10 protein-coding genes are annotated in these 15,755 nt (G+C 49.5%); all 10 read right to left on the reverse strand.

Features of this window, described 5'->3' with window-relative positions; all coding sequences use genetic code 11:
* Nucleotides 1–274 precede the first annotated feature (274 nt).
* On the reverse strand, nucleotides 275–757 hold the full coding sequence (locus NTX71_12070; GenBank protein MCX6340635.1) for a hypothetical protein: 483 nt from the start codon (nucleotides 755–757) through the stop codon (nucleotides 275–277).
* 1,210 nt (nucleotides 758–1,967) lie between these two features.
* Nucleotides 1,968–2,912 (reverse strand): tyrosine-type recombinase/integrase, encoded by a 945-nt coding sequence (locus NTX71_12075; protein MCX6340636.1) that lies wholly within the window; start codon nucleotides 2,910–2,912, stop codon nucleotides 1,968–1,970.
* 341 nt (nucleotides 2,913–3,253) lie between these two features.
* Entirely contained in the window at nucleotides 3,254–3,919 is a 666-nt protein-coding gene (locus tag NTX71_12080; protein ID MCX6340637.1) for a hypothetical protein, read from the reverse strand.
* Nucleotides 3,920–5,051: 1,132 nt separating this feature from the next.
* On the reverse strand, nucleotides 5,052–5,699 hold the full coding sequence (locus tag NTX71_12085) for a hypothetical protein (protein ID MCX6340638.1): 648 nt from the start codon (nucleotides 5,697–5,699) through the stop codon (nucleotides 5,052–5,054).
* 21 nt (nucleotides 5,700–5,720) lie between these two features.
* Nucleotides 5,721–7,091, reverse strand: coding sequence for a Fic family protein (locus NTX71_12090; GenBank protein ID MCX6340639.1), 1,371 nt, complete (start codon nucleotides 7,089–7,091; stop codon nucleotides 5,721–5,723).
* Nucleotides 7,092–8,023: 932 nt separating this feature from the next.
* On the reverse strand, nucleotides 8,024–8,461 hold the full coding sequence (locus tag NTX71_12095) for a hypothetical protein (protein ID MCX6340640.1): 438 nt from the start codon (nucleotides 8,459–8,461) through the stop codon (nucleotides 8,024–8,026).
* A gap of 218 nt (nucleotides 8,462–8,679) precedes the next feature.
* The gene (locus tag NTX71_12100; GenBank protein MCX6340641.1) at nucleotides 8,680–10,251 is read right to left on the reverse strand and encodes a PQQ-binding-like beta-propeller repeat protein; all 1,572 of its coding nucleotides are present in this window, start codon (nucleotides 10,249–10,251) and stop codon (nucleotides 8,680–8,682) included.
* A 62-nt stretch (nucleotides 10,252–10,313) separates the two neighbouring features.
* Nucleotides 10,314–11,990: a PQQ-binding-like beta-propeller repeat protein gene (locus NTX71_12105; protein ID MCX6340642.1), complete on the reverse strand. Its 1,677-nt coding sequence runs from the start codon at nucleotides 11,988–11,990 to the stop codon at nucleotides 10,314–10,316.
* 382 nt (nucleotides 11,991–12,372) lie between these two features.
* A complete protein-coding gene (locus NTX71_12110) occupies nucleotides 12,373–12,564 on the reverse strand; it encodes a hypothetical protein (GenBank protein ID MCX6340643.1) in 192 nt (63 codons plus the stop codon).
* Nucleotides 12,565–12,739: 175 nt separating this feature from the next.
* Nucleotides 12,740–15,622, reverse strand: a complete 2,883-nt coding sequence (locus NTX71_12115; protein ID MCX6340644.1) for a PQQ-binding-like beta-propeller repeat protein — start codon at nucleotides 15,620–15,622, stop codon at nucleotides 12,740–12,742.
* Nucleotides 15,623–15,755: the final 133 nt, after the last annotated feature.

Consider the following 15,755-nt stretch of genomic DNA (forward strand, 5'->3'; position numbering starts at 1 on the left):
CTTAAAGTCCGCAATTTGATCCGTCGTGCTTATGGCTACCGGGATCAGGAGTACATGAAACTGAAGATCATACAGACCTGTACTCCATGGATGGGCCAGTTCCAACCATGGGCTTGGGCTCACAAAAAAGTGTCATGAGCCTAAAAAACTAGTATTTTCATGGCGTATTGATCTCCCATGAGTGCGCCGAGCATTACCAGAGTTATCTTCATAGTATTTTGCCCCCTTATCCCTTCTCTACGCCACGATCTCTTTGCCTTCCGTTGCCTGCTCCCTACTTCTTGTCTTTTGCTTCTCCAACCGTCGGCGCATTCGCCTTCCTAAAACCCTCCAAAATCTTCTCTATCGTCTCCTTTTTCGTGCCATGTATCTCGCAAGTTATTGTTACCAGGGCGAAACTAACCGGGATATTGATGTTCTTGTAGTCTGAGTAAAACTTATTCAGGGCGGCAATAGTATTTGCCTCTCTTGTACTCTGATTAGGGTCTAACTCCGTCGGGTATACATCCCTTGCAATGTCTACACTATTGATTTCTTTTTGAGGGTCAGGTGCAGACGAGCGTACAGTCGTATGTATTACCCCGGCCATCGTTCCTTCGCGATATCCAATTAACCAATATACTTTGCTCCTGTTATCCAACTGTCTCCAAGTATTCCAATCCATAGAAGGGAACTCTAAATCTTTAGATGTTTCACCACACACCGCCGGTCGCGTGAGCATACAGCACGCAAAAGCCATGATAATAACCCTGCCCATCACTCACCTCCTTTTGTAAAGTTGCGTTGTAGGATAGTATCTTGTCTCTTTATCCCCCCTATACGCCCCGATCTTTTGCCTGATTCCATGATTCTGCCTGTTTTGGTGCTCCACCGTTTAACCCCGCTTTCGTATTTGAGTTATAGCGAAAGTTCTTTATATGTTTTGAATAATACCACTGGGGTTTTTGCTGAATTAAAAACTCATACACTGTACGCTACTAACTATGCCATTAGTAAAGTTCACTGTTATATGTTGTATCTTGCCGCTGATTGGGTCTACAAATCTCCCCCCCTCGTAATTCCAAGCTTGGAACAAACCAAAATCACTTGTGCTAGAGGGTCTCCCAACTGCTTTAATAACCCCCTGTGCATCTTTTCCAATCACAGCATTGCGAAATTCTCCACAAGACATCATCACTTGCCCACAAAGAACACTTGCAAACACGAGTGCGCTACCCAATAAAATCGTGGGTGCTACTATTCGCGGTCTCACCTGCCACCTCCCTTTTCCCAGTACCTTTTGTCCATCCACTCGCAGTTTCAATCTTATCTGATGCTATGGTCAACCGCCTTTGTCAATGCCCCCGTTCTAGGACCGCTTGCGTGTCGAGCAAGGGCGCGCTTGGTTCGGGACCAAGAGGGCGCGAGCCGTGAGAATCAATTCTCATGCAGAGAGTGTGAGTATATCCCCCCGCTGTATTATTACTGTGGCCCTGGGGTACTGAGGTAGGGTCTCGCCCACCCCCATCGTGCGCTTGCGTCCCTGACTCACCCCTACATTGCTCCCCTATTCACCCCCTTTAGTGATTCCTATTATGATAGCTATCGTGACGACTATGGATATTACAACGCCTAATGGGCCAAGAGTTGGTGCCAAGAAGCTAGACAAAAATCCGCCTACGAGCAATCCAACGACCCAGCCAATGATGGCACGACCCACCCAGTTCATTTCACGCCTCCTTCTTTAGCGACATCGCCGCGAGTAAATACTCCCCCATCAAAACCTATGTCCGTTGTGAGAGCATATCCCCATGCCGTATTATCTACTTGGGCGGGGGCTAGGGGTGTCGTGGTCTCGGATACGCCCATCGTTCTGTCTCGCCGGGGAGCCTGTCTGCCCCCTGGTACTCAGCTCAACCTTCCCTCAAAAACCACCCTACTCTACCCTCATTATTTACTTACGATAATCCTTCTTTCCTCAAGTAAACCTACAGCCCGGATGCTACCGCTTCGGCTACCTTACCACCCAGGTCCTCACGGTTATCATCGTACCGCATCAACGTCTCAAGGTCCCTATGCCTGCTGAATCTCTGTACTGCCCGGGGGTCTTTCGTTACCTCAAGGGCCTCAGTGATAGAAGCATGGCGTATCCCATGAGGCCTGGTAACAAGCCCTGCTCTCTCCCCTAACCTTCTGACTATGTACCATAGTCCTGTCCCTGTAAGCCCTTCACCTTTACTGAAGTGAGCATAGTTAGTGAAGAGCGGACCTGGATCCTGCCCCCGGACCTCAAGCCACTGCCTGAGAGCTTCTATAGTCTGCTCCGGGAGTGTGATAGCCTCTCTCTCTCCACTTCTCCCCTTGCCCTGGATCCATGCCCTTTTGCCTTCGAGATCCACGTTCTCAAGGCTCAGGGATGCTACCTCTCCACGTCTCAAGCCCAGGTCATACATAAGCCTTATGATTGCCTTGTCTCTCTTACCCTTCGGGCTGGCTCCCTCTATCGCATCATAGAGGGCCTTTACTCCGTGTCTGCCCGGGCCTCTTGTGTCACGGCATGCTTTAGCCTTCTCGTTAGGGACCTCTAACGTCCAGGAGATAATCCCCAGGGTTTTAGCTAGGGAGATCACGGACCGTAGAGCTGATAATCTTCTGTTTACTGTCGCCGGGGTCTTCCCTGCATGTATCATGCTCCCCTTGTATTGCAGAGCTATACTATTCGCTCTCCCCGGACCTTGAGAGACAAGCCCCATCACTGCGCTCTTGAGGTCCTCGCTCTCCGTGTACTTTGCAAAGTCCTGGAGATCTGTCTGGTATGCCTTGCGTGTAGTCTCACTCCGTCTGGATAAGAACGCATTGAGTAGCTCATCAATCCTCCCTTGAGGATATTCTAAAACTTCACCGCGTCTTATGCTTATCAGTTCATCTCTCATCCTTATCACCCTCCCTGTTAGTATTATCATGGCACTATGATAGCACTATCAAGGCACTTGTCAAGAAGATATTTTAATGGATAGTAGATGTGCTTCTTGGGTAAGGGGATCCATTGGGATCCTCCTTCTTTTACCTAGACTCGATAAACTTCCTCAAATTATCGTTAGAGACTAGATATTTACGCCCTAGCTTATGGACTTTTAGCTTTTTGCCTTGAATCCAGGAGTAGATAGTTTTCTTGTGGGTTCCCAGCATCTTTACCAATTCCGGGATATCATAGTAGGTAATGTCTTCAAGTACTATTTTCATATATGCCGAGCATTTCTAACAGCTTAGATTCTCATTCGTTATTAGATATAGGATAAGTATACTCCTGCCCTTCGCTATCTAGAATATATATCATTGCATTATATTTCTCTGCACTTAAACATGTAAAATCATACTGCTGATCAACAAATTCCAAGAATACGATACTTCTTGATATTGTTTGATTTCTATCGAGATATGGATGATCTTCAATAAATGGTTTAGTTATCCAATTTTTATATCCAGGAACCTCGACATTCTGGGGATACATTTTAGCTGCAACCGACTGATCATCTTTGTCGCGCTTTAACCATATAGATTTTATACTTACTGGATATGTTCTAGATCCATTTGTAATCACAAAATTTAAAAACATCCATGCGATTGTAGGCTGCGAGAATGTTTTAGGTCCCCTAGCTCTAATCGGCAAGCCAAAGGATATACTAAGTTTCGGATTATGAATTTCATTTAATTGTTTTTCTATGTCCTCTTTCTTATTCTCTAAATCGTGATATGCCTTACAAACCGTGTATAGAAGCAAGATAAATCCTATGGAGATAGAGAGTGCTGGAGGCATTTCTAAAGGTCTCCAAAAAACAGATAAAAAGATAAAACAAAATGCGACAATAAAAAGTATCTTGGTTGGATACTTTTCATAGATAGCAGACAAAAGATGCCATGCAGATTTAAGTAATTGCATGTGCCCATATTACCATAATAATAATTCATCTTTTATCACCATTACTTGAGATAGATATACTTATAAAAGCCCCAATATTTTTAGGACGCAGCCACATAGTGTCTTTTAAAGTGATTCCATACGGCAGGATGAGATCCTTTCATCCCTACCTGCCTCATCCGGGAGAGTACACCTTTTAAGCATCTCTCCCTGCGGTAAATGTCCTCGATTATCGCCCGGTGGGGGCTTCCGCAGATAATACATTTACCTCTCCCTCCTTTACTCGGAGCTTGCTTCCGTAGTTCCCGGGCATAGGCCAGGAGCGGGTTATCTTTTAAGGCCTGCGCCCACCGTTGCGGGGCCTGGAGTTGTGCCTGTACCGCCGCATTGATCGGAATTGTGACCACCGGCGTGAAAGTTCCTGATGTCACCGGTTTGCAGATGTACCTAAAACTTGGCACGCGGCTTGCTGTAAATGGCCTGCAATTGCATTCTACACGTCCTTGTGAACGCACTATGATCGCTTTCGGCCCAAGATGTCCCTCCGGTGACTAAAGTAGCCAAGAAGAAGACGAAGAAAAGGGATCTTTCAATCCGGTGGAAGAAGATAAGTTTCAAAGTGGTGGTGACACGGAATCGGCCTCTGCTGCCGCTCTGGGTCTTAATCACCATGTATATCCCTGCGGCAAGTTGATCGCGCTCTAAAAGCTCATTAAAAGGCATAATCCCCGGTGGCTCTGGAAGGCCCCCGCATCACCGTGAGATGGTGCGGGGGGTTCTTTTCTCAACCGGGGAGACACCCTCTCCGTACCCTCTCCGCTTCCACTCCGCTTATGCTCATGACTAATACATTCGCGTGAGTCAAGGATGATTTTCCCCTTTCTCCAAACCCGATGAGCTCGCAATAATAATCTATGTACCAGTTGCCGTTCTTCTTGAAGATTGCCGTGACTAAACCCTCCCCTTATTTCCCCTTCATCCAGCTCGTCCCTAATGTCATGCATGAGACTCGTCATGCCTGCCTCGGGTACTACGTAGTGCTCCATGCGATTGCCAGGCCATCTATTTCCTAATTCGCACTTCCTTCAATTCTCTCTCTGATTATCGGAATCCCCGTGGAACAATTCTGGATGACCAAACGCCCCTTCTGCGGTTAGCTCAGCACTACTGGGTTGCTCATAGCCTCCCGCTTTTTTCGCTCCATGCGTTTGTAGAAAGAGGTATACGATATACCGATGATGATGCAGAACGGGCTGAGATAGAAATAGAAACGATTTGATAGGGCAACCGGATAGTAGAGTCGGAAGACAGAGGAAGCAGTCGGAATGAGAAGCAGCGTCCCCCAGAAAATGGCGATGAACCGGCAGCTGCGAATCAGACCTTCATCGTACCATTGTTCTTGCGGCAGGTCGGCTCGTGCATATTGCAGCGTGAACGGTTTGCCGATCAGCACCGTGAACCAGATAACGCCGGCCAGAAAGCCATTTGCGATAATCCCCATGTGTTCAGCCAGCCAGATCCACCTGAAGCCGTAGAGTGCCATTGCGCAGAAAAGGAAATACACAAGACTGGCCCACTGCAAAATGAAGCCCTTGCGTAGCGTCTTCCAGGTAACAAGAACGGATACAGCAAGGCATATCACAACGGCTTTCCGCAACGAATCCCAGCCATCGGTTGGCAGAAGTAGAAACAGAACCCAGGGTAAAAATCCGAGAATGAATTTCGCAATATCCAATAATTCACAAATCATTTCTGATTTCATAGTTTTTACCTGAAGTCCACCAGCCAATTTTATCTTCATTCTGCGATTAAATATCTTTTACTATCGGATGGTGTTTGTGGGCTTGCCTGTATACTGCTGTATTTTTTCAAATAGCCCTGCCGGAGGCGAAAAAGTGAGTATATTTTTCGTGAGTATTTTTTCCAAAAAATTAAGCTCGCTTAGTTCCAGAATATCAGTTCGAGCCGTTTGATAAGAAATGCTATGCGTATTCATATGAGATTTAAATCGATATATGGCATCTGGATGTTTAAGAGCGTGCTGTAATAAGGAATATTGCCGATAGTTTAGATTAGGAATACTTCTAATGAGACTTGTTAATTTGCGAATTTCTTTTTGCCTTCTGGCCAAATAATTCGATACCTCGACAATCGACAATCGAATCGCTCTCAGATTATACATAATGAAATAAGTAAGATCTGATTCATCTTGTTCCGAATAGAGAAAAGATTTCTTGTATTGAGAGGGATCCCGGAGAATAGTTTTTGAAATAGCCAAGTATTGAACTAGCCAATAGTTTCTAGATAGCAAATACCAATAGAATACAGCTCGTGCAGCTCTGCCATTTCCATCTATAAAAGGATGCTCGTAGGCTAACCAAAAATGAAGTACTATGGCCTTAATCACCGGATGGATAAATTCTTGTTCTGCATCACAATTGGCATAATCGCAAAGCGCTTGGATTCGATCCTTTAACAAGTGAGCTGGTGGCGGAGTGAACAATACTTCACCAGTACTCTCATCAATAACTTCTACGGGTTCGGTATCTCTACGAAACCGTCCGCTGGCATTACTGTCATCGAGAGTATTCTCTGTAATTAAAGTATGAATCTGCTGGAGCAGATCAATGCTCAATTTATTTTTGGAAAGTTCTTGCACTTTGCATATCGTTTTATAATTATTAATAATCATTTGTTCCGCTTTGTCACGCGGTTTTCGCCCCGATTTCAGCATTTCCTTAGCAATTCTTCTTGTTGTTGCAGCCCCTTCAAGCTGGCTTGAAGCTATTGCTTCTTCCATTAATGAACTTACTATGTAAGTACCTTTTGAAGCTGAATCAATCCCTGGCTCATCAATAAGAAGCTGGCCACTGGCATCCCGATCGATTAGATGGAGATATTTCAAAGCTTCCTCAGGTTGCCAATATGTAAAGTATTTCCCGTTTAAATCTTGTACAGGTAAGGATTTAATCGCTGATCGACGAGCAATCTTCAAAAGAATCCAGGCTTGTTCAGGAGTAACACCTGCCGGCATCGGCCAATATTTAAATCTATCCCAATAGGCATATTCTTTATTTGCTTTATTGACAAGGCTCTGTAACTCGGGCAATCTATATAACTTAATAAAACTGTCCAAGTTAGATACGATTCCCTTAAGAATGTCCAGAGAGGGTGCTTTTTCTAATAATTTCATTTAGCAATCACCATTTTATTAGCTGAAGGTAATGGGTCAGTTTTGCAGGGGTAACGGTAAATGATGTTCGCCACGGATTTTCACGGATAACCACACGGATGGCCGCAGATGAAGCTTTCTTTTGATCTGTGAATATCCGTCATAATCCGTGTTCATCCGTGGCCCCCCTCCACATAGTTGTGTTACAGTCAATATAATATCTACTAATTCGTGACAAATTAGTAGATATTATATTGATCACTATGCACATTTCCTCATTCTGCATCTTTTCTCCATCCAACCCCCTAGATCACCCCCGCCCACTGGAGTCACTGGGCTTGGGCTAGACCTATCCTTTCAAAGCTTGCAGTTATTATGAGAAGAACTATTATTGATAAATTCCAATAGACTTGTAAAAAGAGGCGTTGTTCGTCCAACATTCTCAAGGCGTCCCCGGAGGGTAGCGCTAACAGTCATGATTTACCTCCCTTCCTAGTACCTTTTGTCCATCCCACCCCCCTGATTGAAGCACCCTTGCGCATCCGTGTGCGCATCAGTGAGAGTGATTATCCCTTGCCGTGCATACTACTGGCTAGGCTCCTGCCCTTCTGGGTCCTCTTGGTCTGGGATACGCCCTTCGTTCTGTTTCGCCAGGGAGCTCGTCTGCCCCGGATCATCAGCTCATCCTTCCCCCACAAACCGCCCTACCATTCCCTCATTATTTGTTTACGATAATGCTCCTTTTGTTTAGCATCACTCAGCGTCCGCTTCTGCATCCCGGCTATCCAGTCCTCAGAGAGCTCTGCGGCCAGGGCGCGGTAATCCTCTGCGCCGTGTCCTCCAGCCCCACCGTCACCATTCCACGCCGGAACGGTGATGTCAACCGCGAAAGCGGAACTGAAACGGCCAACCGGCGTTGGCTCCAGTGTTAGGCGGCATCCACATACGAAATACTAAAAAGAGAATAGCCATAGAACAACAAACCAGCCGACAGCCACTCCCACAAGAGAAGTAAACAGTGCTCGAAACGATTGTCCATAACGTACAGTAAAGAACATCTCCCATGCGGCTATAATAAGAAGAACTGCCACGCCTAGAGGCAGCCCCAAAATATGGAAAAGAAGCGCGGCTGCTAAAACAGCACCAAAACCACTGAACACGTCCAGACAAGCATGGGCAATAAGGTCTCCTACAGCCATCTTTGCCTTCTCAGTGAAAAGCCATGCAATGACTCCGGCTTGGGCTTGGGCGGCGTCGAGTGGCGTCTCTGTGCCCCGACGGGACAGCCCTATAATCAGGGAAATTGGCATGGTGAGAATCCAGCCAAATAGAGAGCCAGCTAAAATCGGAATGCCACTTACGACAAGTGCATATGCGATAAATGTTTTCATGGTGCAAGAGCGCCGTGCCGCCTAACTTGTCATTCTCCACAAATCTCCGTTTGCCGGGGCACCCGAGTCCCCTGCGTCCTCGACGTGGCCCCCGCGGTGAACCGTGAGCCGCCTCCCCCGGTTATCCACTCGCCTGTTTTTCCCCTGTTTATCAGAGTGCTACAAACCTCAGAGCCCCGCCGCCACCGCTTCGGCTACCTGGCCGTCATGAACTTCTCTTACTGCCCTACCGTCACCGTCTTCTTATCCATCATGATGACGTATAGAGTACTAGGCGTGAGATCGGATAATCTCTTTATGGGCGGCTTCTTGCCCGCCTCTATAACAGCCGTGTAGAAGGTGATCGGCTTCCCCTTCATGGATAACGGGATCCTGGCAGCCGGGCGAACTGTCTTGAAATACGGTGCATCGAATTTGGGCACGTTCTTGTAGAGCGGCTTGATTCCCTTCTTGATCTTCCCGTTCAGATAGATCGTATAGACCCCGGCGGGAGTCTCTGCGAGGAGATAGAAGTCAAATGGCCTGGTGATATTCGCATTCAATGTGATGCTGAGGGTGAAGGGCTGGCCTGTCGTCAGCGGCCCCGGATTAATAACTATTGGCGGTATCGGCGTCGGTGTCTCTGTCGGTGTGGGCGTAGGGGTATCAGTAGGCCGCTGCTTGATGCAGTAGAGACCATAATCATTAGAGCCGATATACACCCTCCCGTCACTCCCCAGCGCGGGAGAAGTATATTGTATCGGATTTGCGGTCTGATAACTCCCGCTGAGCGTTCCATTCGAGTTAAGCACATAGAGATTCTTATCATCCGAGCCGACATACACTCTCCCGTCGCTCCCCAGTGCGGGTGAGGAGGTCACCTTATCACCAGCCCCATAACTCCAGCTGAGCTTGCCGTTCGAACTAAAGGCGTAGAGATTATAATCATTAGAGCCGACATACACCCTCCCGTCACTCCCCAGTGCGGGAGAGGAAGACACATCAAAATCGTCTCGATTGTTCCGATAGCTCCACTTCAGCACGCCATTCGAGTTAAATGCATAGAGACGCTCATCCCAGGAGCCGACATATACCCTCCCGTCACTCCCCAGCGCGGGCCCAGAAGACCACATTGCATCGGAGGTCAGATAGCTCCAGTTACACGCGCCGTTCGAGTGAAACGCGTAGAAATTATTATCAAGAGAGCCGACATACACCCTCCCGTCATTCCCCAGCGCGGGATTGGAAAATACAGCATCCTCTGTCAGATAGCTCCAGTTAAGCGCACCATCCGAGTTGAACGCATAGAGATTATCATCCCCAGAGCCGACATACACTTTCCCGTCACTGTCCAGCGCGGGTGAGGAATACACCACACCTCCAGTTATATAACTCCAGTTGAGCGCGCCGTTAGAGTTAAACGCAGAGAGATTATTACCACTATACGCGGTGCCGACATACACCCTCCCGTCGCTCCCCAGCGCGGGTGAGGATAATACATCACCAGCGGTCAGATAACTCCAGTGGAGCGCACCATCCGAGTTGAACGCATAGAGATTATCATCCCCAGAGCCGACATACACTTTCCCGTCACTCCCCAGTGCGGGTGAGGATACCACCCAACTCCCAGTCCGATAGCTCCAGTCGAGTACGGGCAGAGATGGACCTGCATATTCGCTCAGCCCCGTATGCCTCGCATCATGATGGAACATCGGCCAGGGAGTGTCGGCGAGCTGGGCGTGGAGCATTAAGATTGGAAGAAATGCCAGGAGACAAGAGACAAGAACATTACTAAGAACTTTACTTTTCATACCCCCTCCTTGCTGAATGAACTGCCGCTTATGCGGTGACGCTTTGCCACTTGAGCCTACTTCTACTGAGACACCGTCACCGTCTTCTTATCCATCATAATCACATATGGGGTATTCGACGTAAGGTCAGACAATCTCTTTACAGGCGGCCTCCTGCCTGTTTCTATGGCCGCCGCGTAGAAGGTGACCGGCTTCCCCTTCATGGATGCGGGGATTCTGACGGCCGAGTAGATGGTCTTGGAATACGGCGCATCCTTCTTGCGCACGTTCTTGTAGAGCGGCTTGATTCCCTTCTTGATCTTGCCGTTCAGATAGATCGTGTAGACTCCGGCAGGCGTTTCGGCGAGGAGATAGAAGTCGAATGGCTTGGTAATAGCCTGGGTCAATCCGATGCCAAGCACGAAGGGCTGGCCTGCTATCAGCGGCCCCGGATCGATGACCAGTGGCGGTATCGGTGTGGAGGTGGGCGTTGGCGTTTCTGTGGATGTAGGCGTTATAGTCGGTGTATCCGTAATAGTGGAAGTTGGGGTAATCGTCGGTGTCTGAGTAGATGTAGGAGTTATTGTTGGTGTCTGAGTCACGGTGGGAGTATTAGTCGGTGTAGGGGTTGGCGTCCAATCCTCAAAGCAATACAGGTGGTTGTCATCAGAACCGATATAAAGCTGCCCTTCCGAGCTTATTGCGGGGGAGGAGAAGATCCAATCGCCCGTTTTATAGCTCCATGACAGACTCGCGTTGGAATTTACACTGTAGAGGTAATTATCCCTGGAGCCAAAGTACACTTTCCCATCCGAGCCTATTGCCGGGGAGGAGTCGATCCAAATGCTTGTTTGATAGCTCCATGACAGGCTCGCGTTGGAATTTATACTGTAGAGGTAATTATCCCCGGAGCCAAAATACACTTTCCCATCCGAGCCTATTGCCGGGGAGGAGTTGATACTATTGCCTGTTTTATAGCTCCATGACAGACTCGCGTTGGAATTTATACTGTAGAGGTAATTATCCCAGGAGCCGATGTACACTCTCCTATCCGGGCTTAGTGCGGGGGAGGAGGAGGAGATACAATCGCCTGTTTGATAGCTCCATGACAGGCTCCCGTTAGAATTTACACTGTAGAGGTAATTATCCCACGAGCCAAAGTGCACTTTCCCATCCGAGCCTATTGCGGGGGAGGAGTCGATCCAAATGCTTGTTTGATAGCTCCATGACAGGCTCCCGTTGGAATTTATACTGTAGAGGTAGTTATCAAGGGAGCCAGCGTACACTCTCCCATCCAAACCTATTGCCGGGGAGGAGTAGAAGATAGTATCGCCTGTTTTGTAGCTCCATGATAGACTCGCGTCGGAATTTATACTGTAGAAATAAGTATCACCGGAGCTAACGTGCACTCTCCCATCCGAGCCTATTGCCGGGGAGGGGTAGTAGATAGCATTGCCTGTTTTATAGCTCCATGACAGACTTGCGTTGGAATTTATACTGTAGAGGTAATTATCAACGGAGCCAACATACACCTTCCCATCCGAACCTATCGCCGGAGAAGAATATATGTAGTACCCGGTTTGATAACTCCACGCCAGAGACGGTATGGACGGGCCGGCGTAATCGCTCTGGCCTGTGTGCACCGCGTCATGGTGAAACATCGGCCATGGGCTATCGGCAAGCTGCGCGTGAAGGTTTGAATTTGAGAGAATGACCAATGGGCAGAATACGATTACAATGACAATAACCTTAATTTTCACAACTACCTCTTTGTTGAAAGAACTACCACTGCGGTAACGCTTCGCCACTTGAGCCTACCAAAGATATTGAAGATGGTACAGCGCAATCCAAAGAATAAATGCAAGTCTGCTCCCCCCATATTATCGGTTAGGCTCATGGAGGTCATGGGTTTGGTAAGCAACATTTTAAGGAAGGTTACACTTTAGGTTTGCGAATGCGCCGCTCTGCCGGTTGAGCTACGCTGGCCTCAAAAACAGCCAGAATTTAAAAGTGTAAAGATCAAGCAGTTTATCAACTGGTAATGATTTTATAACCTACGCATTGCATTTGCCAAGCGGAAAAACCTGAATCAAGGTAACCTCCCATGACCACGCATGGCGCACAAAGCGTCCAGTACCCCTCCTACTTCTTTTCCTCCAGGCACTTCTTGCAGAGGGAATGGTTGATCCCGAACAACAGCATCACCACGGCAAATATCAGCATCCCGCGGGCGGAAACGCCCATTGGAAGCGCGCCCCTCAGCTTTGTGACAATCGCCGCGACCGTCGCCAGGGCGGCGATCACCGCCGTTATACAAGGAACGTTTCTCATCATCTTGCCCCTCCTTTCAGATATTGCAGACGTTTTACGTGACATTCCAGTAGCCTGGATGATACATCAAAAATACGGCGTCAAGTAAATTGACTGGTATTTCCTTTACAACATATTTTCTATACACCTGCCTGCAAAGCAAGCAATTATGTAATATGTCCGCGATGCTGCTTCCTATTTACGGCGCAACTATCACCGTCTTCTTATCCATCATAATTACATACGGGCTGTCGGGCCTGAGATCGGAGAGTTTCTTTATCGGCGGCTTCTTGCCTGCCTCGATGGCTGCCGTGTAGAAGGTGATCGGCTTCCCCTTCATGGATAACGGGATCCTGACAGCCGGGCGAACTGTCTTGGAAAACCCTGCACTAAGCTTGCGCACGTTCTTGAAGATCGGTGTAATCTTCTTCTTGATCTTACCGTTCAAATAGATTGTGAAGACCCCGGCAGGGGTGTCGGCGAGGATATAGAAGTCGAATGGCTGGGTGATATTCTCAGTCAGTGCTATGTAAAGCGAGAAGGTCTGCCCGGCCGTCAATGCCCCCGGAACGAGGACCAGCGGCGGTATCGGGGTGGCCGTCGGCGGCACGGGCGGCGTACTGGTTGGTGTAGGGGTGGACACGGAAATCGGCCAGGTGGGTGTCGGCGTGGGCGTTATCTTCGGCGTGTCTGTGGGTGTCAAGGTCGCCTCAACGAGCGCGTACAGGAAGTTATCGTCAGAGCCCACATACACCGTGTCCGTGCCTATCGCCAGCGATGAAGAGATAGGCTCAGAGGCATCGTATCTCCACAATAAGGAACCGACCGAATTCAAGCTGTAGAAATGGTTATCCCTGGACCCCACATACACTGCATCAGTTCTGCTCACCACAGGCGAGGATGAAATATCACCCCTCGTCTCATAGCTCCACGAGAGAGCGCCCCTTCCATCAATCACGCAATAGAGCCGGTTGTCATCAGAGCCCACGTACACCGTATCGGTGCCTATTGCCGGTGAGGAAAGGATAGGCCCATTGGCCGCGTAACTCCACAGTAATGATCCCGCCGAGTCGAGACTGTAGAGACGGTTGTCTTCAGAACCAACATATACCGTGCCAGTTCCGCTCACCGCCGGCGAGGAAGATATATCCCCGCCGCTCTCATAGCTCCACGAGAGCAGGCCGGTCAGATCAACCACGCAATAGAGACGGTTGTCTTCAGAACCCACGCACACCGTGTCCGTGCTGACCGCCGGGGATGAAGAGATAGGCTCGAAGGTTGCGTACGTCCACAATAAATCCCCCACCGGGTCGAGACTGTAGAGCCGGTTGTCCCCAGAACCAACATATACAGCGCCGGCTCCGCTCACCACCGGCGAGGAAGATATATCGCCGCCGCTCTCATAGCTCCACGAGAGCAGGCCGGCCGGATCGACCACGCAGTAGAGACGGTTATCATCAGAGCCCACCCATACCGTGTCGGCACGCACCGCCGGCGCTGATGAGATAGGCTCCGCGGCCGCGTAGCTCCAGAGCAAGGTTCCACCCGAGTCAATGCTGTAGAGTCGGTTGTCCCCGGCGCCCACATAGACGGTCCCCGCGAAACTCAACGCCGGTGAAGAGGAAATGTTACCATCCGCTCCATAACTCCACTTCAGCGCGGGGTGGAGAGGGCCTCCCTCGGAGCTCTTGCCTGTGCGCTGCGCGTCATTATGAAACATCGGCCAGGGAGAGGTTATGCCGCTGGATGCTTCATTGGAGTATCTCCGCTCGTAGCAGACGGTGTCGGTCCCCTCCATATAGGTCGCCTTTGACGATACGCGGTAGTAGTACGTGATCCCCGCCTGGGTTGTCGTATCGGTGTACTCGGATACGGCCACGATTCCCGTGTTGATCTTCTGATAGATCCCGGTGGCGTCGCATCCGGGGTTCGCGTCTCTCCCGGCGCCGGGATCGCCGTTGCCGATGGTTGAGCGGAACACGTCATAGCCATACACAACCCCAGGCGACACAGCAACCACGTCGTCCCAGTTGAGGCTTACGGAGGAGGTCGCGACCGCGGTCACTTGCAGATTCTGGGGGGGATCGGGGGGGGGATACGCCAATGCGTGACTACTCGTTCCGGAGAAAATTTTTGAGCGCGTGATATCGAAATTGCTCTGGCTGTCGCACTTGAACAGCACTGTTCCGTCCAGGTCATTGCGGTACACTATCGCCCCGGAGTTCCAAATCCGATTGAGGGCACTTGCGGTCGGATGGGTATCGCCCCCATACGCCGTCTGCACCACGGCATACTCCGCGCTCATTTGACTAAGGAAATTCGCGCCGCTGCTGGAGTCTGACCCATGGTGGTGGACTTTGTAGATATCGGTCTTGGCGAGGGGAGTGGGATAGGCGCTCACGATCGTGTTCTCGGTAATGCTGGTCTCGGCATCGCCGCCGCTCAAGAACACGCTCGAGCCGCAACTGAATTGATGCACAATGCTGGCGTCGTTAGGATCGGTGACGCTCCCGCTTGTCCCGGCCGCGAGGATATGGTCTACGACATACGGGTCAAAGCCATTGGGGTTGTCGGCAGGGTATTTGGTGGGGTTCGGGCCACTAAGGTAGTCGCCTGCCGTCACCTCAAAGTAATGACCAGCCCCAACCTCATTTTTGATATTGGTAGATAAGGTGGAATCCTTGCTACTGAGAGGACACTTAGTTGTACACTCATAGAAGTTCTTCACCACGTATCTAGTGAGCACCGTTGACATTCCCTCGTAGTGGTCGTCATGAGCATGTGAGAGCGCCATGAACCAGAGCGTCCCGCCCGGCTTGATCTTGCTGTCGAGGAAGACGAACAGGGGGGATGAAGTGGCTACACTACCTCCCGCATCAATCAAAAGATTTCTGTCGTCATCAGAGTCAAGGATACCGTCGGCGCCGGGAAACTCATAGTACTGACAATCACCGAATGTTTCCCCGCCCTCCGGAGCCCACTGGATGTAATACACGCGCATGTAGCGCGGCCTCTCGGCAGAGGCGGGATGCGCAATCAAGACGAGAGAAGCAATAAGCGAATAAAAAGCTACTCTTTTCATTTTGCCCCCTATAGCGAGACTTCTCACCAGTCCCTGAGTCCTAATCTTTGCTATTCAAGGCGAACATGTGTGCTCATCAGCATTGCCGTATATATCCCTATGGCTCCGGTCCGCTGGAGTCACTTGGTCTGGC

The organism is Candidatus Auribacterota bacterium, from assembly GCA_026392035.1.
Classification (GTDB): domain Bacteria; phylum Auribacterota; class Tritonobacteria; order UBA1439; family UBA1439; genus JAPLCX01.